This window comes from Gracilibacillus sp. Marseille-QA3620, from assembly GCF_054950035.1.
The window spans coordinates 4,099,083-4,121,671 of record NZ_CM143102.1; the positions used below are offsets into that span (position 1 = coordinate 4,099,083).

21 protein-coding genes are annotated in these 22,589 nt (G+C 45.7%); 6 read left to right on the top strand and 15 right to left on the bottom strand.

Translation table 11 applies throughout. The annotated features are described in order from the left end of the window. Window positions 1–64: 64 nt before the first annotated feature. Genes ACY8DX_RS20520 through mobA form a run of 4 tightly spaced genes read right to left on the bottom strand, consistent with a single transcriptional unit; the run spans window position 65 to window position 2,346 of the window. Entirely contained in the window at window positions 65–1,081 is a 1,017-nt protein-coding gene (locus tag ACY8DX_RS20520) for a ThiF family adenylyltransferase (protein WP_462405970.1), read from the bottom strand. Window positions 1,082–1,086: 5 nt separating this feature from the next. Further along, a complete protein-coding gene (gene moaD, locus ACY8DX_RS20525) occupies window positions 1,087–1,317 on the bottom strand; it encodes a molybdopterin converting factor subunit 1 (protein ID WP_049669259.1) in 231 nt (76 codons plus the stop codon). Next, window positions 1,314–1,775: a molybdenum cofactor biosynthesis protein MoaE gene (locus ACY8DX_RS20530; RefSeq protein WP_049669258.1), complete on the bottom strand. Its 462-nt coding sequence runs from the start codon at window positions 1,773–1,775 to the stop codon at window positions 1,314–1,316. Before ACY8DX_RS20530 ends, moaD begins: the two co-directional genes overlap by 4 nt. Continuing rightward, entirely contained in the window at window positions 1,756–2,346 is a 591-nt protein-coding gene (gene mobA, locus ACY8DX_RS20535) for a molybdenum cofactor guanylyltransferase (protein ID WP_439802227.1), read from the bottom strand. Before mobA ends, ACY8DX_RS20530 begins: the two co-directional genes overlap by 20 nt. Before the next feature lie 258 nt (window positions 2,347–2,604). Here mobA and pdxK point away from each other — a divergent pair, with 258 nt between their 5' ends. The 3 genes from pdxK to bshB2 all read left to right on the top strand — a co-directional run bounded on the left by pdxK (window position 2,605) and on the right by bshB2 (window position 4,603). Continuing rightward, on the top strand, window positions 2,605–3,414 hold the full coding sequence (pdxK, locus tag ACY8DX_RS20540; protein WP_049669257.1) for a pyridoxine/pyridoxal/pyridoxamine kinase: 810 nt from the start codon (window positions 2,605–2,607) through the stop codon (window positions 3,412–3,414). 144 nt (window positions 3,415–3,558) lie between these two features. Then, window positions 3,559–3,909 carry a YojF family protein gene (locus ACY8DX_RS20545; protein ID WP_049669256.1) on the top strand — a complete coding sequence of 117 codons (351 nt, stop codon included), beginning with the start codon at window positions 3,559–3,561 and terminating at the stop codon, window positions 3,907–3,909. 13 nt (window positions 3,910–3,922) lie between these two features. After that, window positions 3,923–4,603, top strand: a complete 681-nt coding sequence (gene bshB2 / locus ACY8DX_RS20550) for a bacillithiol biosynthesis deacetylase BshB2 (RefSeq protein WP_439802226.1) — start codon at window positions 3,923–3,925, stop codon at window positions 4,601–4,603. Window positions 4,604–4,676: 73 nt separating this feature from the next. Here bshB2 and ACY8DX_RS20555 read toward each other — a convergent pair whose 3' ends face one another. From ACY8DX_RS20555 to ACY8DX_RS20570, 4 genes are all read right to left on the bottom strand, one after another. Further along, window positions 4,677–5,180, bottom strand: a complete 504-nt coding sequence (locus ACY8DX_RS20555; RefSeq protein WP_049669254.1) for a PadR family transcriptional regulator — start codon at window positions 5,178–5,180, stop codon at window positions 4,677–4,679. Window positions 5,181–5,186: 6 nt separating this feature from the next. Next, on the bottom strand, window positions 5,187–7,649 hold the full coding sequence (locus ACY8DX_RS20560; RefSeq protein ID WP_462405971.1) for an ABC transporter permease: 2,463 nt from the start codon (window positions 7,647–7,649) through the stop codon (window positions 5,187–5,189). After that, a complete protein-coding gene (locus tag ACY8DX_RS20565; protein ID WP_462405972.1) occupies window positions 7,618–8,337 on the bottom strand; it encodes an ABC transporter ATP-binding protein in 720 nt (239 codons plus the stop codon). The genes ACY8DX_RS20560 and ACY8DX_RS20565 overlap by 32 nt, the downstream gene beginning before the upstream one ends. A gap of 325 nt (window positions 8,338–8,662) precedes the next feature. Next, window positions 8,663–9,526 carry a Cof-type HAD-IIB family hydrolase gene (locus tag ACY8DX_RS20570; protein ID WP_049669251.1) on the bottom strand — a complete coding sequence of 288 codons (864 nt, stop codon included), beginning with the start codon at window positions 9,524–9,526 and terminating at the stop codon, window positions 8,663–8,665. Window positions 9,527–9,766: 240 nt separating this feature from the next. Between ACY8DX_RS20570 and ACY8DX_RS20575 the strand changes: the two genes are divergently transcribed. Together ACY8DX_RS20575 and ACY8DX_RS20580 are read left to right on the top strand one after the other, a co-directional pair. Next, window positions 9,767–10,762: a YeiH family protein gene (locus ACY8DX_RS20575; protein WP_049669250.1), complete on the top strand. Its 996-nt coding sequence runs from the start codon at window positions 9,767–9,769 to the stop codon at window positions 10,760–10,762. Between the two features lie 309 nt (window positions 10,763–11,071). Continuing rightward, complete coding sequence (locus tag ACY8DX_RS20580; RefSeq protein WP_439802223.1) at window positions 11,072–11,695, top strand: LysE family transporter; 624 nt, start codon at window positions 11,072–11,074, stop codon at window positions 11,693–11,695. Here ACY8DX_RS20580 and ACY8DX_RS20585 read toward each other — a convergent pair. Both ACY8DX_RS20585 and cspD read right to left on the bottom strand, forming a co-directional pair. Continuing rightward, on the bottom strand, window positions 11,692–13,029 hold the full coding sequence (locus ACY8DX_RS20585) for an amino acid permease (RefSeq protein ID WP_462405973.1): 1,338 nt from the start codon (window positions 13,027–13,029) through the stop codon (window positions 11,692–11,694). The genes ACY8DX_RS20580 and ACY8DX_RS20585 overlap by 4 nt on opposite strands. A 149-nt stretch (window positions 13,030–13,178) precedes the next feature. Beyond that, window positions 13,179–13,376, bottom strand: a complete 198-nt coding sequence (gene cspD, locus ACY8DX_RS20590; protein ID WP_049669247.1) for a cold-shock protein CspD — start codon at window positions 13,374–13,376, stop codon at window positions 13,179–13,181. Between the two features lie 473 nt (window positions 13,377–13,849). Between cspD and ACY8DX_RS20595 the strand changes: the two genes are divergently transcribed. Further along, on the top strand, window positions 13,850–16,045 hold the full coding sequence (locus ACY8DX_RS20595; protein WP_462405974.1) for a DNA topoisomerase III: 2,196 nt from the start codon (window positions 13,850–13,852) through the stop codon (window positions 16,043–16,045). A 311-nt stretch (window positions 16,046–16,356) separates the two neighbouring features. Here the strand turns inward: ACY8DX_RS20595 and nspC are convergent, their stop codons facing one another. The 5 genes from nspC to ACY8DX_RS20620 are packed head-to-tail and all read right to left on the bottom strand — an operon-like array spanning window position 16,357 to window position 21,889. Further along, on the bottom strand, window positions 16,357–17,484 hold the full coding sequence (nspC, locus tag ACY8DX_RS20600) for a carboxynorspermidine decarboxylase (RefSeq protein ID WP_462406997.1): 1,128 nt from the start codon (window positions 17,482–17,484) through the stop codon (window positions 16,357–16,359). Between the two features lies 1 nt (window position 17,485). Next, window positions 17,486–18,685: a saccharopine dehydrogenase family protein gene (locus ACY8DX_RS20605; RefSeq protein WP_462405975.1), complete on the bottom strand. Its 1,200-nt coding sequence runs from the start codon at window positions 18,683–18,685 to the stop codon at window positions 17,486–17,488. A 24-nt stretch (window positions 18,686–18,709) separates the two neighbouring features. Further along, window positions 18,710–19,567 carry an agmatinase gene (speB, locus tag ACY8DX_RS20610; RefSeq protein WP_049669243.1) on the bottom strand — a complete coding sequence of 286 codons (858 nt, stop codon included), beginning with the start codon at window positions 19,565–19,567 and terminating at the stop codon, window positions 18,710–18,712. After that, complete coding sequence (gene speE / locus ACY8DX_RS20615; RefSeq protein WP_439802415.1) at window positions 19,557–20,408, bottom strand: polyamine aminopropyltransferase; 852 nt, start codon at window positions 20,406–20,408, stop codon at window positions 19,557–19,559. Before speE ends, speB begins: the two co-directional genes overlap by 11 nt. A 5-nt stretch (window positions 20,409–20,413) precedes the next feature. Continuing rightward, the gene (locus ACY8DX_RS20620) at window positions 20,414–21,889 is read right to left on the bottom strand and encodes an aminotransferase class I/II-fold pyridoxal phosphate-dependent enzyme (protein ID WP_439802414.1); all 1,476 of its coding nucleotides are present in this window, start codon (window positions 21,887–21,889) and stop codon (window positions 20,414–20,416) included. Window positions 21,890–22,589: the final 700 nt, after the last annotated feature.

The following is a 22,589-nucleotide window of genomic DNA, read 5'->3' on the forward strand; positions in this document are numbered from 1 at the left end:
CGCAGAGGATGAACATTTTCTATATAAAAGAGCTCCAGGCTATTGGTCTGGAGCTCTTTCTATGTCAGCCGAGAATACGCTGATAAAGCGATTTCGCCTCCTGAATATCCTTTGTCTCATGGATAAGGGCCCGGCCATCTTCAAAGAGGACCATCCTCTTTCCCTCCCCTTGAATGTTAAGCAAAAAGGCATTTCCATCAACCTGATAGCCGCCTTGGATCAGCTGGCGGGCAAGGATGGAAAAGTTCAGCTTCATCCTTTGCGGCGGACGGACTTGGACGGTATCCCGCCCACATAAAACGGCTGTCTTGGTCACATTATCCCGCTTAAGGAAAGGGTATTCGGGATTGCTCCCACAAGATAGACAGCTATCCTTCTTCATTTTCCTCGTCTTAAATTGCCGGTAATCATTCTTCCATAGGTCAAAAAAGATGAGGCCTTCGCGAACCGCCCCATAATCCTCTACAAGAATCTTCAGTGCCTCCGCCATTTGATGGGCAGCTGCCATTTGGACAGCCGGGCTGATGATGCCGCCCGTGTCACAGGTCAGCCCTTGTACGGGCACGGCTTTGAGGAGGCAATTGAGGCAAGGGGTCTTCCCTGGAAGAATGGCGAGACACATTCCTGTACTGCCGACACATGCTCCGTATACCCAAGGGGTGTGATGCTTTTGAGACAGGTCGTTGATGATCATTCTAGTCTCAAAATTATCCGTCGCATCGAGAATTAAGTCTGCCTCCTTAACCAATGGTTCCATCACATCAGGTGTGGCATCCGTTACGATCGACTCAATCCTGACAGATTGGTTCACCCTTTCCAAGCGCCTCCTTGCCGCCTCTGCCTTAGGCAGGCTCTCCTCGGCATCCTGTTCTGTATAAAGCTGCTGACGCTGCAGATTGCTGTACTCTACATAATCTCGGTCTACAATGGTCAGCGACTGAATACCTGCACGGACCAGCATTTCCGAGAGGGCTGAACCAAGCGCCCCAGCCCCAATGATGAGCACATGCTTCTTGCCAAGCTTCTCTTGGCCTGTCTGCCCGACTTGCGGGAACAGCAGCTGCCTTGAATAGCGTTCCATCCTGCTCATCCTCCGCTTACCGGCGGGATGAAGGCGACTGTATCCAAGTCATGCAGGATGGTTTCATCCTCTGTAAATTCCTCATTCACAGCGGTCATCGCCCCATCGAGCGTTATGGAATGACGCTCCATGAGCAAGGCCTTCAATTCAGCGATGGTCTTGCCGGCTGCATCGACCTGTTCTGATTCACGCTTTGCGGCTTCTTTTAAACTGGCAAAGTATAAGATTTTAATCATTTACTCTCCCCCTCCTCCGGCCTTCCGGCTGGGTAACTCACCGTCTCAAGCTGATTGCCTACCCATTCCTCGCCGTTTTCCCAATGCTCTTTTTTCCAGATTGGCACAATTTCCTTAATTCGTTCAATGGCATAACGATTCGCCTCATAGGCATCATGGCGGTGAGGTGTAGAGACAGCAATAACGACAGCAATATCACTAATATCTAGTTTGCCGGTCCGGTGTGTGATTGCGACATCTGCTCCCATCCATTTTTGTTGAATCTCGTGTCCAATCTGGGCAAGCTTCTTGACTGCCATTGCTTCATAAGCTTCATAGATTAAGTATAGGGTCTTCTTTCCGTTCGTCAGCTCCCTGACCGTCCCGACGAAAAGAGTGACAGCCCCGGCTTCCCGCTTAATGACCTTATTCATGACCTCATTCACATTAATTGGTTCATCAGTCAGCTGAAATTTCATGACCTTCCCCCTTATGTATCCTTTTCATCCATTCATAGTCCTGCATCGTATTCATATTGAAGAAACAGCGTGGATTCTCTTCTTCTACGATTTTTGCCCTTGCTGCATCAAGCAGGGAATCCATGCGCCTTTGCCCGGCATCGAGTGCATACTGCACATGAGGAAGGAGGGATTTATGATAGGCTGCGCATAAAGGATGAAGCCGACCTTCCGTCCGCGGAACAGCAAGCTCATATTGATCTAGATAGCGCAGCAGCCGCTCCCCTGTCCCAGCCTTGAAAAAGGGCAAGTCACAGGCAATCAGAAGATTATGCTCTGTAGCTGAAGCGGTCAATCCGGCCTCCAGTCCAGCAAGGGGTCCCATTCCCGCACGCAAGTCTCTGACATGTGGCAGATGGAGGAATTCATACACTTCAGGCTCATTTGTGACAAGCAGCAGCTCGCCGCCTATCCGGCCTGCCTCCTTCGCGATGCGTGAAATAACGGTCTCCCCTTCTATTGGAAGAAGCGCCTTATTCGTTCCCATCCGACTTGATTGGCCCCCGGCCAAAAGGATGATTGTTCGGTTCATTTGCCACTCCCCCTTTTACCACCTGTTATTTACCCCATCTCCTCTTCCTTAAATCTGACATGAGTGGCTCTTATTGACAAATTATATCATTCTCATCCCCGCTCCCGCGGAAATATAATCATGCAAGCAGACAATTCGTTTCCATTGAATGGAAGGTATATAATATTAGACAAGATTGAGGTGCATCGTCTTTTATTTTGATATATATTTAAATGTATACGTAAAAGCTTGATGTACTTGAGGGAGGAAAGAAAACTCATGAGTTTAAAAAAGGCGTTAACGATTGCCGGGTCTGATAGCAGCGGCGGTGCTGGGCTTCAGGCTGACTTGAAAACATTTCAGGAATTAGGCGTATATGGGATGACCGCTGTCACTTCCATCGTTGCCATGGATCCGAAAAACAACTGGTCCCATAATGTATTTCCAATAGAAACATCCGTTGTTGAAGCACAGCTTGATACGATTCTTTCGACTGGCATCGATGCCATGAAAACAGGCATGCTCGGCTCTGTAGAGATCATTGAGCTCGCAGCTAAAAAAATCAAGGAATACGGCCTTGATAAAGTCGTTATCGACCCTGTTATGGTCTGCAAAGGAACGGATGAGGTCTTGATGCCGGAAAATACGGTTGCGATGCGTGAATTGCTTCTTCCGCTGGCAACTGTGGTGACACCGAACTTATTTGAGGCTTGGCAGCTATCCGGCCTCGGACCGATCACGACTGTTGAAGAAATGCAGCGTGCAGCTGAAATCATCCATGACCAAGGAGCGAAATACGTCTTGATCAAAGGCGGCACAAAACTTGAGGGTCAGGATAAAGCCATTGACTTAGTCTACGATGGCCAAAACTTCACCATCCTAGAATCTGAGAAGATCCAAACAACTTATACACACGGAGCAGGCTGCACAACAGCAGCAGCCATTACAGCTGAATTAGCAAAAGGCAAATCCGTTGAAGAGGCGCTTGAAACTGCGAAGAACTTCATCTCCGCCGCGATAGAGCACGGCTGGAAGCTGAATGAATTCGTTGGACCTGTTATGCATGGGGCCTATCGGACATTTAAATAATGGCCTGACTTGAAAAGCTGCCGGCGCGATTGTCTCCGGCAGCTTCTTTATTCCTTCGTTTCTTCTTTCGCAATTTTATACACTATTTAGTATGATGGAGTAAAACACTAGGATTACTTTAGATATAAACCAGGAGGTAGTATCATGAAGCCAATAGATCTTCTCGATGCTCAAGCATCCCTGCAAACATTTGCCGGTCATCCTATATACCTGCATTTAGAAACAACGAACGGGGCCTATGCATCCCATAATGACGAATCCTTTTTCTCAGCGGGCGCTTTCATCCGCAATGTCGCCATCACGTTTGAGGAAGGAAAAATTATCGGCGACGGCCCGTACCGCGCAGGACTGCGGATGGAAAACGGCTGGGTTTATGCTGAGGGCATCACCCATTATGAAATCGATGAGTTCGGCCGCTTGCTCATGGCAGGCCTTGATCATCAAGGGCGTTTAGCCGTTGCCTTTGAACTGAGCAATACCCCATTTGACAAGTAAGGAGTTGTGAATAATGGAAACTGAGAGACATGTACTGGTAATCTTCCCTCATCCAGATGATGAAGCCTTTGGAGTGTCTGGGACCATTGCCTCCTATACAAAAAACAACACACCTGTCACCTATATTTGCCTGACACTCGGTGAAATGGGACGTAATCTAGGAAACCCTCCATTTGCCACAAGGGAATCACTCCCGAATATTCGGAGACAGGAATTGATGGATGCTGCTAATGTGATGGGCATTCAGGACCTGCGCATGTGGGGGCTCCGTGACAAAACGGTCGAGTTCGAGAATGAAGAAGCGCTGGCTAACCGCATTCGTGCAGCCATTGAGGAAGTGAACCCATCCTTGATCATTACGTTCTATCCAGGATTCAGCGTTCATCCGGACCATGAGGCAACAGGCCGGGCTGTCGTTCGTGCAGTCGGCTCAATGGATAAAGCCAACCGGCCGAAGCTTTATTGTGTGGCGTTCTCCAATAATCATCAAGAGGTGCTCGGCAAGCCTGATGTTGTTCACTTTATCCAGGATGTCATTGAAACAAAGCTTGCGGCCATTGCGGCACACCGCTCTCAAACGGAAGCAATGATGGCCTCATGGCCTGCTCTATTGGAGCAGAAGAATGAGGAGCTTGAAAGCCGCTTATTCTATGAGCGATTTTACGAATATAAGTGGGCTGAGGACATACGCTAGTATATTCTTAGTCATTTCATTAAAAGAGGATAGATGAGCCCAATCAAAAAATCGGCTCTATCTATCCTCTCCTTCATTGCATTCGATTTTCCACCAGGTTCATCCAATTCAAATCTGCCTCTAAATGCAATAATGTACCCGTGATCAATAAATATCTATTTTCATCCCCTTGGATAAGCCATTCCGTTTTTAATTTGGTTAATTCCATTACTTCCTTGATAATCATCGCCTTTTGCTGTTCAATCATTTTCTTCTCCTGCTCAAAGTGAATTCTTCGAGCGCAGCTCCATTTAAAGAAGAAATCCTCTTTCGTCGTATGATAAGGAACAGGTTCTAGCAGCCATTTTTCTAACTCGACTTTGCCCTTTGACGTTAACTCGAACATTTTTCTTTCTTGATTATCCATTCCTGGTGATGTGACAAGCTCATCACGGATGAGGCGGTCAAGCGTCGTATAAATTTGGCCCGGGTTTATTTTCCCTTTAATCCCAAGAAGGGTATCCAATTCAATCTTCAATTCGTAGCCATGATGTTTTTCCTGAAATAACAATGTCAAAATTCCGTATTTCACCGACATTTTTTATCAACCTTCTTTGAGTGATGATGGGATATCCATATTACTTGCACTTCTGCTAGAAGTCCATGCTGCACAAAGGCTTAGCAATACTCCTGAAATCATTGCTAGTATAACGTTACTTACGGGTAATTGGAAAGTTAAAAAGCCCTCCATAAATTCTGATTTACTCGTTACATAAATCAGAATCGTCCCTGCGGCAATTCCGCCAATCACACCAGATAACCCAATAAGCATGCCTTCAGCTACGATCATCTTTATGACCTGCGGCTTCGTAAAGCCAAGCGCCCTCATCGTTCCAATCTCGTAGATTCGTTCTAATGTATTCATCAAAAGCGTATTCGCTGTCCCAATACTCGCTAACCCAATCACAAAAACCAGCATCACTAATAGCAGTTCATTCATACCTGTAACAGCTGACACAGTCGATTCAATTTCATCATCTACCGTTTGTACTTTGCCAAGATGGGCACCAAAATCATTCCACAGCTGGTCTCTTAATGAATCATTCGCTGCATTGTTTACGGAAAGCAGCAGATCAAAAGGATGGGTCCACCCAAATTCATTACGAAGGTATTTCTCATCCATAAAGGCAGCATACCCTGTATAATGAGCTGTTTTGACAGCACCAATCACCTCAAACTCTTGTTCACCAGAGGGCGTATTCATCTGTATCCTTTGCCCTATACGGCCGCCCCACTCATCGAAAGCACGATTTCCGAGCAGGACAGCTCGTTTCTGCCCCAGTTCCTTATATAAATCCTTCTCCTCCGGATGTTCAAATAAGGATGGGCCATCTTCGCTTACAGCAAAAACAGAGAATTGCCTGCTCCCTCCATTTATGGTTTCCCATGTAATTGGAGTAGCTTCCATTAACGGTTCAACAGCTGTGACAGATTCATAGGCAGCAAGCTTTGCTTGATCTTCAGCAGACCATGGTGCTTCAGATGTTACTTTTACATCTCCTCCATATGTGTTTCTGATCTCTTTCCCTAATGCTTCAGGTGCTGACTCCACAGCTGCACCGAGCAATAACATGACGGAAATGCCCACAGCAAGAATAGCAGCCGTATTAGCATTTCGATTGAGCTGGCCCAGCAGGTTCTTAACGGCCATTAATCCAGCATACTGAAAGAGAAACTGTAAAATCGGCCTCAATACGTACGTGACAGCGATTAGTAGAAAAGGAAATAATATAATGATGCTCGCTGTAATCGCCAGATAGGAAATCGGATGGTCCACAAATACAAAGCCTAGAAGACTAAGACCAATAATCGCCCTAATAATGGACTGTCTTGATGATGGTTGGGGTTGGTTCGCTGTTTTTAATGTCAGGAGAATGGAAGTCTTCCCTGCGTAATAAATAGGAAAAAGGGAAAAAACAATCGGAAACAAGCATCCAATAATAGCAGCTATGATGGCGGGTTCTATCCAATTTAAGCTGTAAACCATATCAAACTTAAATACACTTAGAAGGGCTTGCATGAATATATCTCCGAGCCATATGCCAAGCGGGACACCAATGACTGTTCCGATCAATGCCAGAAGGGAAATTTCCATAAGAATGAGCTTAGACACCGTACTCTGGACATATCCCAGGCTTTTCATGATGGCAAATTCCTTCTTCCTTTCCATCACACTTGTATAAATCATATTAAATACGATAAAGCCGCTAATAAACATGGCTAGAACACCAATCAAATAAAAGAATGTGTAAAGTCCTTCTATATCGTTGCTTTGGAGCGTATCCGCAACGACTGGCTGCACATATGCGCTATTGTCATGGAGTTCCTCCTGAAGAGATTGAAAAAGGATGTCTCCATCGCCATTCGTTTGATAGCGTACATATGAAACGGCATCATCCTTTCCTGTCCAATCCCTTAATTGTTCCAGCGGTGCCATTACACGAAAACTAGTTGATTCAGCACCTTCCCAATCGCTAGGACTTGCAAGCAGCTGTGTGTATTCAACGATAGCCGATACCTTCGCTTCACCCATATCAGCAAAACGAACCGTATCACCTACCCCCTTCCCCAATAGTTCAGCAACAGGAGCAGGCAAGATAATCCCTTCATTATCCAGGCTTCCTTCAATGACCGGCAGCTCCAGCAATGAACTGTTCTGGTCGCTCACACCTGTAATACGGACAGACCGTTCATTCAAGGAATGATCATCATCCAGTTCAAAGAAAGCTTGCTTATCAAGCGCGAGTAATACATCTTTAACAGAGGGATGATCCTGAATGGACGAAACCAGCTCTTCTGAGTAGGTATGCTCGTCACTTAAAATCCAATAATCTGCATTGGCCACATACATCTGCTCATAATAATCGAACACATCATTTGTTGTTTTATCCGCTATTAACATGGAGGTGACAAAAGAGGTTCCTAGAATAATCGCCAGCAAAGTAAGGAAAAAACGTTTTTTGTTATGTGTACTATTACGCCATGAAATTCGCCAAATACTTAGCATAGTCATCATCCTTTCTAGAAATGACCTGATCTACCGCCCCATCTCTGAAAAGGATGATTCGATCGGCAAAGCCTGCTGCGAAAAGATCATGGGTAACCATCATAATGGTCTGCTTTTTTTCGCGGTGAAAAGTGGATAATAACCGCAATATGTCCTCTGCCCTTCCTCTGTCTAAGTTCCCAGTCGGTTCATCAGCTAATAACACGGCCGGATTATTGACAAGTGCTCTAGCTATGGCTACCCGCTGTTGCTGCCCCCCGCTAAGGAGATTGGCCTGTTTACGATTCAACCCTGCCAAACCTACAGATTGAATCAAGTCCTGAATCATTCCCATCTTATCCTTCGTTAATTTCCCGTCAGCATGGAGAGGGAAAGCAATATTTTCTTCCACCGTCAGTGTCGGCAGTAATTGATAATTTTGAAAAACAAATCCTACATATTTGCGGCGAAAGATTGTCCTTTCCTTTTCATTCATCTTATTTAAGGGGTTCTGTTTAATCTCTATATCCCCGCTTGTTGGCACATCAAGCCCCCCCAACAATTGAAGCAAGGTACTTTTCCCAGAACCGCTTGGCCCCATAATGGCAACAAATTCCCCTTCTTCTATATGTAAATCAACCCCTCTTAGTACGCGTGTGCTCTCTTGTCCCTGCAAAAACTCCTTTGTTACTTGCTGCACCCGAATCATTCTATCATCCCCTCATTGTTTTGTTTATTTTTACCATTATATACTTAGTATATAGTTATTTGTAGAGGACTATTTAATCAATTACAGATATATTAAGGTTTTACTCAAATGAAAATAAAATAACACCCTTAATATATACATACTTTGTATATATAAAAGAGTGTTAATCCAAACTTCTGTCTTTTCAACTCATATCGCTCTCTTAAAACAAAAAAATCCGCCAGGCTTAGATGAGCCTAGCGGTCCAAAAAGGGGGGGATACTTTGGAAAACTTCATTGCCTTTATAATTTAACCAATTTTCCCCAGTGTTATACCTATATCTGATTATTTTTTTGAAACCATATAGCGGTAGATGGCATGGGCCACGCCGTCTTCTTTGTTTGATAAGGTTGTATCCTTGCAGATCCCCTTAATATCGTCGGACGCATTCCCCATCGCAATCGAGAGACCCGCTTTTTCAAACATAGAGACATCATTCAAGTTATCCCCGATTGCAATGGTTTCTTCAAGTGGTATGCTTAGTTTATTCAATAATGCCTCAAGGGCCGTTCCCTTCGAGGTTCCGCGGTGGTTGATTTCAATATTCCCTTTAGCTGAGGATGTAATGGTTAGCCCATCGAATTTTGCGAGGGCTTCAGCTGCTGTACTGAGTTGATCTTTCTGTAGGGAAAATACTAAAATCTTAAAGACTTGCATATCCGGTTCCTTGATTAAGGCATGGTAATCTTTTGTTTCAAACAAGAACCCATATTCGATTCTTGCCAGCGCTCTCCTTCGTACATCCTCTCGGTCATGCTCGGGATTAGCGCTTAAAACGATATCCACGAGAGAATCAATGGCACGCTCTGGGTTCTTCGAGAATACACCGTGATTGGTATAAAGCTCGAAATATAATCCAGCCTCCTCTAAGAAGGTAATGGTACTTTCCAGCTCCTCAAATGAGATAGGATGAGAGACCAGAAGCTCTCCCTTTTGGTCATAAACCGCAGCACCATTCATACTAATAATTGGGCAGTTGAAGTTTATTTCATCCAAGGCCAGTCTTGCCTCCTTATAGGAACGGCCGGTTGCGATAATGACTTGTCCGCCCATCTCTCTTACTGCTTCAAGCGCTTTACGATTCTCATCACTGATTCGCTGATTTTCATTCAGCAATGTACCATCCATATCAGTTGCAATACATTTCATATCGTTTGGCTCCTCCTTCATTCAACATCCATGATTCTACTATGTCTTCTTTAAGTATATACCCTGTTATACCCTGTGAAAAATGGGTACGACCTATCTGTCCTGTATAAAAAATGTTTTACTGGCGAAACATACTAACGATTATCGCTAAATAAAGCTTTTCTAAAATAATTCAAACCAGTACACTGAACTATGTCCAATTGTTCCAAATATTTATTGAAAGGCAACAGGTGAAACAATATGACTTCTCAAACCAATTCACGGATTTCCTTTTGGGGCGGCATTGGCTTCACAGCTTTACTTGCCCTATTAGGATTTATTCTAGCAGAATTACCGGTATTCGATTATATCGGACCATTGGCATGCAGCATCCTGCTCGCCATCGTTTATCGAAATGTCCGCAGCTACCCTGAGAATCTGCGTTCCGGAGTTCACTTCTCTGCCCGCATTCTTTTGCGTGCCGCTATTATACTTTACGGATTAAAACTAGACATGCAAATCATTTTCAGTGAAGGACTTGGACTGCTTGGAAAAGCATTTGTAGTCATTGTCTTCTCCATCACCGTGATGATGCTTCTTGGGCGCTGGTTAAAGGTTGACCCACATATCTCCTTCCTATTAGGTGCTGGGACAGGTATATGCGGGGCGGCTGCCATTGCAGCCATTTCCCCAATCCTGCAATCTGAGGAAGAGGATACAGCAATGAGCGTCGGAATGATTGCTCTCATTGGTACCGTATTCGCTGTCGGCTATACCGTCCTCCTGCCAATGGTCGGACTCACACCGGTAGGCTATGGTATCTGGTCAGGACTCAGTCTCCATGAGCTCGCTCATGTCGCCCTGGCTGCTGAACCGGCTGGAGAGGAAGCAGTCGCTATGGCCCTTCTCGCTAAGCTATGCCGCGTATTCCTTCTGATTCCGTTCAGCTTCTTACTTGTCTTCTGGATGAAGAGCAGACAAAAGCATGGCGATAAAAATACGAAGATTGCCTTCCCATGGTTCTTGCTCGGCTTTGTAGCGCTCAGCATCTTCCGTACCTATATCGCAGGCGATTGGTTCCCAATATCCTTATATGATTCCATCGCAATGCTGACAACCTTCCTATTGTCCATGGCCATGGCAGGTCTCGGTCTCACCATTGACCTTCGGGAATTAAAGGAGAAAGCAGGTATGCCGCTGCTTGCCCTCGTTGTTACGTCCATCCTGCTATCTCTCATTACATATATTTGGGCGTAAAACAAGAAAACAGGTGAATGGCCATTTGGCTTTTCACCTGTTTTTTTATGTTTAGATTGAGCAGCCTTTCAGTAACTGCATTCAGAGATCTTACGACTCCTTTGAATAGGTTCTTCTTGTTTTAAAAGCGAACGGATCCTTTTTATGGGCATACACAGAATTTAAAGACGATAACCCGAACAAAGCTAGCCCATGTTCTCCCATCCGCAGATTAAGCACGAGAAGAGTCCGCCGCTTCCTCTTTTAGTTTTATAGACCCGCTCTGCTGCATACACTTGTACAAGCAAATGAAACGGAGGGCTTGCTTGCATGTATGGATTATTAAGCTATGTTTATTTAGGTATTTCCTTATCGGCACCAATCGGACCCATTAATGCGGCACAGATGGAGACCGGACTCCGCAAAGGCTTCAGCTATGCCTGGCTGTTTGGTCTTGGGGCGATTCTAGCTGATATTGTGTATATGATTCTCGTTTATTTCGGGTTAGCCACCTATATGAATATTCCGATCATCCAGACCTTCCTTTGGCTATTCGGAGCATTTGTCCTTATTTATTCAGGCATTGAAAGTCTCGTCTCTTCGGTGACGGCAAATGAAAAAAGCCCTCAAAGGAATGCGACGAGATTTCATTCCTTCCGTACAGGCTTCTTCATGTCCTTGATGAACCCGCTGAGCATCCTTTTTTGGATTGGCATCTATGGTTCTGTTTTGGCAGAGACAGCCGATGATTTTTCCTCACGTCAAATTTTCATTAATAGCTGCGCCATCATTTGCGGGATTTTCCTGTGGGATTATACGATTGCCTTATTATCCAGCTTCTTCAGGCGCTTTTTAACAGACCGCTTCCTTCGGGTCGTTTCCTTATTATCCGGAACTTCCTTAATTGCATTTGGCTTATATTTCGGCTCAAAAGGGATTCAGGCCCTTTTCTAATCATTGCGCATCCGCCTTGCTGTCAATGGCCGTTTCCGAATTCGTTTTACGCTGACAATAAAGGTAATCAGGCCGATGAAGGCAACAAAGCAAAGGCTGACAAGAAGTCCGCCCCTTGTCCCCTTTTGAAAAAGGGTTCCTGTAATCCCAAGCAGGATAAACAAAAAGGCAATATTCCGTTTCCATTTATCCATTATGGAGAGCTCAAGCGTCTTCGAGTATGTCATCAAAATCAAAATCCAATTATACAAAATAAGCAGGCTGGCTCCGGTTGTAAAATATTCATACACACTGTTCGGCATAAGGAGTGACAGAACAATGGAGATAACGAGCCCGAGCACCGTGAATATAAAAGCCGGAACCGGAATGGCCAGCCTCCCCCTTTTGCCCACAAAGCGCGGTGCATCGCGGTCCTCAGCCAATGCCACGAGCATGGTCGTCACAGCATATAGGGAGGCTGACATAGTCGAGAACCCAGCAATCATTAGGGCTGCATTAAATATATGGGCTACAATTGGAACCTGATAGAAGGAAAGAACGGTTAAAAACGGACTTTCATTTGCTTTAATATCATGATGCGGAAGCGTGAAGACAACCAGACTGAGAGAGACTAAATAGATAACGAGCAATATGAGAAGCATAATCTTCCCGGCCTTTGGTGCCTCCTCTTTCTTCTCAAGCCGCATGGACATAATGCCAATGACCTCAATCCCGCCAAAGGCAAAAAAGGCGAAGATCAGCGAAGCCCAGATTTCCTTCCATCCAGTTGGAAACAGGCCTGCAACAGTATTCGGCCAATCAAAGCCCTTTTCCCCATCAATCACACCGGTTGAACCTAAAATAGCAATAATGACAAACATCAGAATGGCCGCTACCTTTACAATAGCACTGACATTTTCCATTCGCTCAAACAGCTTCGTTCCGATTAAGATAACAATCAGGCCAAGTACGCCAAATATACAGGCGAATACCCAGAGCTGAATATCCGGGAACCAAAAGCGTGAAAATAATGAAATGGCCGTCAGCTGGCTCCCCACGATAAACATTTCAGAAAACCAATAAATCCAGCCGTTCATGAATCCAACCGGCCTGCCGAACGCCTTTCGGGAGTATGTGCGAAACGACCCCTTTTGTGGATCCTTTTGGGTCATGGAAGCAAGTGCATCATACACAAAATAAGTCGCCGTTCCAGCAATCAGAAAGGAAATCAAGACGGCAGGACCAGCGAGCTTAATTCCAAGGCCAGACCCGAGGAAGAAGCCGGTACCGATTGTACACCCAACTCCAATCATCGATAATTGCCACCATTTAAGCTTCTTCTCCTGATTCTTCATCTATTATCCCTGCCTCCGCTCGTTAAGAATACATACCTTCTTAATTTGCACCACAGGGAAGGTCTTATGCACATAGAAAAAAGAAGGGAGAAGACAATAATTGCCTTCTCCCTTCTTAATGAGTTCACGTATAAGTTCAAAAAGGTTTATTAGATGCGAACAACGTTAGCTGCTTGTGGTCCGCGGTTACCTTCAACGATTTCAAATTCAACTTCTTGACCTTCTTCAAGAGTTTTGAAACCATTTCCTTGGATTGCAGAGAAGTGTACGAATACATCGTCACCATCTTCGCGCTCGATAAAACCAAAACCTTTTTCTGCATTAAACCATTTTACTTTTCCGACCATTTTTTGGCCTCCTAACTTTAGTAGAAAATATTCAAAAGTAGAAAACCAGAAAAACCTTTCATGTCTAAAGCATGTACTTAAAGACTGTAAAAATTTTTTTGATCTTCAAACCTTTAGCGTTTTTATCGTACCATAAATGCCCCTATATGACAAACGATTTCAATAAGTTCGATAATTCAAAATGTACGAAAAATCCCTATAAAACAGGATTTTCTTCCTAGAAACCTCCTTGTATTACCACAAATTGTATAGAATTTTGTCGAAAATGGAGATTCGATATTTTTACAAAAATGGATTTTTAGACCCTAAGAAGCAGGACCATTCCGACTGTTTCCGGCTGTGTTCCATGATTCCTCAATCGTTCTCCCAGAAAGTTTTGATTGAGCTTATTCCTTAGTCTAAGTGTCTATCCTTTTTCAGCTCCAAAACTATGGTATATTTAACGGTACAGAATACGTAAAGGAGTTCAGATAATGGCTAAAAGCGTAGTAATCGCCGAAAAACCATCTGTTGCCCGCGATATCGCCAATGTGCTGAATTGCAGAAAGAAGGGCAATGGATTTCTAGAAGGAGATCAATACATCGTCACTTGGGCTCTCGGTCATCTTGTTACACTGGCTGACCCAGAGACCTATGACCAAAAATATAAAACATGGAATCTTGAGGACCTGCCAATGCTGCCGAAGCAGTTAAAGCTTGTTGTCATGAAGCAAACAGGTAAACAATTCAATGCGGTGAAATCCCAGCTGACCCGCGGCGATGTGAAAGACATCATTATCGCGACAGACGCAGGACGCGAGGGAGAACTTGTTGCACGCTGGATCATCGAGAAGGCTCATGTGAAGAAGCCAATCAAGCGTTTATGGATTTCATCTGTTACCGATAAAGCCATCAAGGATGGCTTCAATCGCCTGAAGCCCGGCAAGGATTATGAGAATCTGTATGCCTCTGCGGTTGCCCGTTCGGAAGCCGATTGGTATATCGGTCTTAATGCGACAAGAGCATTGACTACGAAGTATAATGCACAGCTGAATTGCGGACGTGTGCAGACCCCGACTGTAGCCATGGTTGCTGCTCGCGAGGAGGAGATCAAGAACTTCAAGCCGAAAACCTATTACGGGATTGAGGCAAAGTCAGATGCACTTACCCTCACATGGCAGGACAAGGACGGGAACAGCCGCAGCTTTAATAAAGAGAAAATGGATACAATCGTCAAAGCTCTTGGGAAACAGGATGCCGTGGTGGCTTCCATCGAGCGTAAGGCGAAGAAAACCTATTCCCCTGCCCTTTATGACTTGACTGAGCTGCAGCGTGATGCCAATAAGCTATTTGGCTACTCTGCTAAAGAAACATTGAATATCATGCAAAAGCTGTATGAGCAGCATAAGGTACTCACCTACCCTCGGACGGATTCCCGCTATCTATCCTCTGACATTGTCAGCACGATTCCGGAGCGTCTGAAAGCAATCGGCGGGGCTGAATACAGCAAGCTAGCCAATAAAATTGCCAATAAGCCGATCAAGGCAACGAAGGCATTTGTCGATGACAGCAAGGTTAGTGATCACCATGCCATCATCCCGACAGAGGGCTATGTCCATTACAGTGCCTTCAATGATAAGGAGCGAAAAATCTATGACCTCGTTGTGAAAAGATTCTTGGCGGTCTTATACCCTGCTCATGAATTTGAGCAATTGACTGTCCATGCGAAGATTGGCTCTGAATCCTTCATCGCCCGAGGCAAGACGGTCACTAAGGCGGGATGGAAAGAGGTTTACAACAACCGCTTTGAGGAAGAGGAATCCAGTGATGATGTGAAGGAGCAGCTATTGCCGCACATCAACAAAGGCGACACCCTCAAGGTTTCCCTTATCAACCAAACATCCGGTCAAACGAAGCCTCCGGCACGCTTCAATGAAGCGACATTGCTGTCTGCGATGGAAAACCCAACGAAATATATGGAGACAAAGGACAAAAAGCTTGCTGCGACACTCAAATCAACAGGCGGACTTGGTACAGTTGCCACAAGGGCTGATATCATCGATAAATTGTTCAATTCCTTCCTGATTGAGAAACGCGGCGGCAAGGATATTTACATCACGTCCAAAGGCCGTCAGCTGCTTGACCTTGTGCCAGATGAGCTTAAATCTCCTGCTACGACTGCTGAATGGGAGCAAAAGCTCGAGATGATTGCTAAAGGCAAGCTCAATAAGAATGCTTTTATCAATGAAATGAAGCAGCACACGAAGGAAATCGTTTCTGAGATCAAGGCCAGCGATAAGAAATTCAAGCATGATAATATCTCAACGAAATCCTGTCCGGAATGCGGCAAACCGATGCTTGAGGTCAACGGCAAGAAGGGCAAAATGCTTGTCTGCCAAGACCGTGAGTGCGGCTATCGCAAGAATGTCGCCCGGTTAACCAATGCTCGCTGCCCGCAATGCAAAAAGAAAATGGAGCTGCGCGGAGAAGGCAAAGGACAAATCTTCACCTGCAAATGCGGCTACCGTGAAAAGCTGTCCTCCTTTGAAGAAAGACGCAAAAAGGAATCCGGCGGCAAAGCTGACAAGCGTACCGTTCAGAAATACCTGAAACAGCAGCAGAAAGAAGAACCACCAATCAATAATCCATTCGCTGATTTGCTAAAAGGCATTAAGCTGGATGATAAATAAGAAACGGAACTGCCTCCCTATCTTTTTAGGGGAGGCAGTTTTTTATTTTGGCAGATTGATGCGGGCAGGTTTTCTCCCTTAACTCCGGAATCCACCCTTAAATAATAAAATCAAGGAAATCCCAGACAAAAAAACAGCCCCCTCCTTATTCAAAAGTTGAAAATGATAGGCTGAGACGCCTTGCCAGTGAAATGAAGATTTTTAGCTGAAATCCTAAGAGAAAAACACGCTATGAAAGGTTTAATCGAGCTGCCTCCGCTACGCTCACAAATAAAAACAGGCGAAGTCCCAAAAACTCCGCCTGTTCTTTCTTATGAAAGTCGATATTTGAAATCCTGATAGCCGAACTGTTGGACAATCCGGCAGTCGCCATCCTTGTCGCGCAGACAAATCGCTGGGAGCGCCATTCCGTTAAAGGTGTTATTTTTCACCATGGAGTAGATGGCCATGTCCCCGAATACGAGACGGTCGCCTGCTTTCAGTGGTTCATCAAAGGAATAGTCTCCGATGACATCGCCGGCGAGACAGGTTGGGCCGCCTAAACGGTATGTGTGAGCTTTCTCTCCTGGAAGCCCAGAGCCTAAAAGCGGCGGACGGTATGGCATCTCGAGCACATCCGGCATATGGCAGGATGCTGAGGTGTCAAGAATGGCGAGCTCCACATCATTCACAAGGGTATCGAGAACACTTGTTATGAGGAAGCCTGCATTGAGCGCAATCGCCTCGCCCGGCTCCAAGTATACGTTGAGACCATATTGATCTTGCATTCTCTTAATACAGCTTTCGAGCAAATCAAAATTATAGCCTTCTCTTGTGATATGATGGCCGCCACCGAAATTGATCCATTCCATCTGCGGCAGCCACTCGCCGAATTTCTCCTCAATGACATCGAGTGTGGTTGCCAAGGCATCGGCATCCTGCTCACACAGTGTGTGGAAGTGGAGACCAGACACACCATCCAATTTTCCTGGCTCGAACTGACTGATGGTAACCCCGAATCGGGAGCCGCGGGCACAAGGGTCATAGATTTCATGACCCTCCTGGGTGGAGCATTCCGGATTGATGCGCAGACCAACTTTCTTACCAGCCTTGCGCGCCCTTTCCCCATACTTCTCCAGCTGGGAGAAGGAATTAAAGATGATATGGTCACATAAGTCGATAATCTCATCCATTTCATCCTCACGATAAGCCGGGGAGAAGACATGATTCTCCTTCCCCATTTCCTCATATCCGAGCCTTGCCTCAAACAAGCCGCTCGCCGCAGTCCCGCTCAAATACTTCCCAATCAGCGGATAGGTCGCATACATCGAAAACGCCTTTTGCGCGAGGATGATTTTGCAGCCGGTCCGCTCCATTACTCCGCTCAGCATTTCCAGGTTTCTCTCAAGTAATGCCTCATCAACCACATAGCTTGGTGTTGGCAGTTCTTCAAAGCGCATCTTAATCAACTAGCTCCGGATCAAAGCTTTCTTTCCAAGGAAGGCCCCATTTATTGAGTGCTTCCATAAATGGATCTGGATTGAATTCTTCAATATTGTAAACGCCCGGTCTGTTCCATTCGCCTGTCATCACCATCATGGCACCAATCATCGCTGGCACGCCGGTTGTGTAAGAAACGGCTTGGGAGCCGACTTCACGGTAGCATTCTTCATGGTCGCATACATTGTATACATAATAGGTTTTCGGCTTTCCGTCTTTTGTCCCGCGGAAAATACAGCCGATATTCGTTTTTCCTTTTGTGCGCGGTCCCAATGATGCCGGGTCAGGGAGGACCGCCTTCAGGAATTGAAGCGGAATGATTTCCTTTCCTTCGAACATGATTGGCTCAATGGAAGTCATGCCGACGTTTTCAAGGCATTTGAGGTGAGTCAGATAGCTCTCGCCAAATGTCATGAAGAAACGGATTTGTTTCAAGCCAGGGATATTTTGGGATAGGGATTCAAGCTCCTCATGATAGAGGAGATACATATCCTTTTCACCGACTTCAGGGAAGTTATACACACGCTTGATCTCCATCGGCTTTGTCTCAATCCACTCGCCATCTTTCCAGTAGCGGCCATTAGCGGATACTTCACGGATATTGATCTCCGGGTTGAAATTCGTCGCAAATGGGTAGCCATGGTCACCGGCATTGCAGTCTAGAATGTCGATGTATTCAATCTCATCGAAGTGATGCTTAAATGCATAGGCAGAGAATACGCCTGTCACGCCTGGGTCAAATCCGCTTCCAAGCAAGGCTGTAATGCCGGCTTCCTCAAAACGCTGGCGGTATTCCCATTGCCATTTGTATTCAAATTTCGCTGTATCCTCCGGCTCATAGTTCGCTGTATCCATATAATGTGTTTTTGTCGCCAGGCAGGCATCCATGATGGTCAAATCCTGATACGGAAGAGCCAGGTTCATGACGATATCCGGTTTTACTTCTTTGATAAGGGCGATTAGTTCGTCCACATTGTCCGCATCGACTTGCGCCGTGGTGATTTTTGTTTTGCCGCCGTCAAGCTTTGCTTTCAGCTCATCACATTTCGATTTTGTCCGGCTCGCGATGCAGATTTCCTCGAATACCTCACTGTTTTGTACACATTTATGAACGGCAACAGAGGCTACTCCTCCAGCTCCGATGATTAACGCTTTACCCATTTTCTTCTCTCCAATCCTGATTCTTTATTTTTTAATCGCTACTAATAGTTCCCTGACAAGCTTGCAGGCTGTGGCTGTTGAAATGCCGCTCGGATCATAGGTCGGTGATAATTCATTTATATCGAGGCCGACAACGGTTGTTTTCTCACAAACGGCAAGCAAGGCTTCTAATAGCTGCACATAGGTGACTCCTCCTGCCTCCGGTGTCCCTGTTCCAGGGAAGACAGATGGGTCAAGAACATCTAAATCAAGCGTGAGATAAACCGGTTTGTCCCCGATCTGCTCTAGCACTGCTTCAAGTCCATCGAAATTAAACTTATTCGTGAACACATGGCCTTTCTTCGCCCATTCAAATTCACTGCGGTCCCCTGAACGAATGCCGAACTGGAAGATGCGACCGTCTCCAAGGATATCGTGACAGCGGCGGATGACAGATGCATGGGAGAGCATTTCTCCAAGATAATCCTCTCGCAGGTCTGTATGGGCATCAAAGTGGATGATATGGAGCTCTGGATATTGCTCCGCCACGGCGCGCACGCTTCCAAGCGTAACGAGATGCTCACCGCCAATCATGAACGGAATCTTTCCATCCTCAATGATCTTACTTGCACGCTCTTCAATATCAAAAAGCACGCGTTCAACATTGCCGAAGCAGAGCTCCAGGTCTCCGCTGTCAAATACAGCCATGTCCGTTAAATCCTTATCCTGATAAGGGCTATAGGTTTCAAGCCCATATGATTCCTGACGAATCGCCTGCGGACCGAAACGGGTTCCGGGACGATAGGAGGTCGTCCCGTCAAAGGGGGCGCCGAAGAGAACAATGTCTGCCTCGTTATACTCCGCCACGCAGCCGATAAAGGTTTGGATATTTTTATTCAACATCTCGCAACAGCTCCTCTACGTAAGTTGGGAGCGAGAAGGCGCCGACATGGAGTTTCGGGTTATAATAGCGCGCATGAAGATGTGCGTCTTTAAAAGCCTCTCGCTTCAAGTCTTTCACTGGATGATATTTCTTCGATGCAAACCCAAACAACCAATGACCCGATGGATAGGTCGGAATATGTGCCTGATACACATAGCTGATTGGGAAGCTTTCCACGATTCGCTTATGAGCACGCTGCATGGCTGCGACATCCTCTTTATAAAAGGGACTCTCATGCTGATTGACCATAATTCCGTCTTCATGCAATGCCTTATAACAGCTTCCATAAAATTCGCGGGTGAACAAGCCCTCGCCCGGACCGAATGGGTCGGTCGAATCAACGATAATCAAGTCATATTGATCCTCGCAGGAGCGTATGTACTTCAGCCCGTCCTCATAATGAATCTGAAGGCGCGGATCATCGAGCGCACAAGCCGTTTGCGGAAGATATTTCTTGCACACATCCACGACCATTTCATCAATCTCCACCAAATCAATCTGCTTCACGCTCTCATACTTAACGAGCTCACGCACCGCTCCCCCGTCTCCCGCTCCGATAATGAGCACCTTCTCTGGATTCGGGTGAACCATCATCGGTACATGGGTAATCATCTCGTGGTAAATGAATTCATCCTTCTCGGTCAGCATCATGAAGCCATCAAGGGTTAGAAAGCGGCCGAATTCCTTCGATTCAAAAATATCGATGCGCTGATACTCACTTTGTCCGCTGTACAACAGCTTTTCCACCTTGATCGATAGCTTAACGTTCGGGGTATGCCGTTCACTAAACCAAAGTTCCATTTTCGTCACACTCCTTGCAGTACGTTCAGTCGTTCTATCATTAAATCCTCTGGTCCGGTCATGGAGCATCCCTTTTCCTTGGCATAATCAATATAATCAATGATCTCCTGTGTCACCCGTTCACCTGGTGCCAGGATAGGAATTCCCGGCGGGTAACACATCACGAATTCACTACACACCCTGCCGACTGTCTCATGAAGGGGCAGGGATTCCTTCTCTGCATAAAAGGCTTGTTGAGGAGTCGTCACGACCTCCGGATCAATATATTCCTGCGTAAACATGCCAGCCTTATCGCGTTTGTAGCGTCTCCGGATTTCTGATAAGGCACTGATTAACCGTTCCACATCTCGATTGCGATCACCAACAGACACATAGGCAAGGATATTGCCAATATCGCCAAATTCAATCTGGATATCATATTCGTCTCGAAGAATGTCATATACCTCAATGCCGGCGAGCCCGATATCTCTCGTGTAAACAGACAGCTTCGTCACATCAAAATCATAGACGCTGTCCCCGTTGATCAATTCCTTGGAGAAGGCATAGAAATCTCCAATCTGGTTGATTTCCTGACGTACATATTCAGCCAGTTCAACGACATGAGCAAATATCTCCTCCCCATTGAGAGCGAGATTTCTTCTGGAGATATCCAGGCTCGATAGCAGCAGATACGACCCGCTCGTGGTCTGGGTCAGATTAATAATCTGCCGGGCATAGCCGGCATTCACGGAAGGACCAAGCAGCATGAAGGAGCTTTGAGTCAAGCTTCCCCCTGATTTATGCATGCTCACCGCCGCCATATCAGCTCCCGCCCCCATGGCAGAGACCGGCAAATCCTTGCCAAAATACAAATGTGTTCCATGCGCTTCATCTGCGAGCACGAGCAATCCATGCTTGTGAGCAAGCTCAACAATTCCGCGAAGGTCCGAACAGATGCCATAATAGGTTGGATTATTGACCAGTACAGCCTTCGCCTCAGGATTTTCTATTATGGCCTTCTCGACCTGGCTGACTGACATGCCAAGCGCAATGCCGAGGCGGTGGTCCACATCAGGATTCACATAGACCGGCTCTGCGCCGCATAGAACGAGTGCATTGATGACGCTGCGGTGGACATTGCGCGGAACAATAATCTTGTCGCCCTTCTTGCAGGCGGTCAAAATCATCCCTTGCACAGCTGATGTTGTCCCATTGACCATGAAGAAGGCATGGGCTGCACCGAAGGCCTCTGCCGCTAACCTTTCTGCTTCACGGATGACAGAGACCGGATGGCAGAGATTATCAAGCGGCTTCATGGAATTCACGTCCACGCTCAAGGCCTCCTCACCTAAGAAGGCAGTCAAATCAGGGTTCCCCCTGCCGCGCTTATGGCCTGGTACATCAAAAGGCACAATTCGTTTTTTCTTAAATTCCTCGAGTGCCTCATGGATAGGGGCCCTATCCTGCAGCACTCGGCCGTCACTCTTCTTCTTATCACTCAATTCGGCTTTCCCCCTATGGTTTATCGTCGATCGGTCTCTAGCAGCGGGGCTTTCCAGAATGGCCGCTGTCTTGCGGCAACGATTCTCTCAATATTCCGAAGATTGAATCTACAGATCGACAGACCATCCTCTTTATCTACTTACCCTCTAACCTTGAAATCACGCAAAAAAACGCAAGTAATAGCGGCGAGCCGCACATCACTTGCGTTTGTGTATGGACATTAAAAATATGATTCAAAAAGCAAAAACCACTAAAATCTTCCAGTCTCTATGCAGACAGAGGCATGCAAGAACAAAAGGAACGAAGCTCTTTAAAAAATATTCAAATATACCATCAAGGTTTAGAGTCTATATAGCAAATAATTACTTTTACCACTCTTATTGACCGTTTCACAAGTTGATGTGCGATTTATTCGCACTGGTTGTAAAGTAACCAACTTATAAAATTTGAGCTTTTAACTCAATCAATAAGGCAACTAAGTTGCCAATCGGCATTTGACCCGGCTGTCCGTATGGCCTTAACGTTCCATGGTTAGAAACCATGAAATGTGGTCAAAAATCATCTGCTTGGAAAGACTCCTTCAATTTGAATACCATTGCTTCCCAAATGTTATGGCTATCTTATCAACTACTTTTCCAAATTACAACTAAAAAGGAAAAAGTTTTAATTTACAAAATATTTACACATAATGTCAAAAGC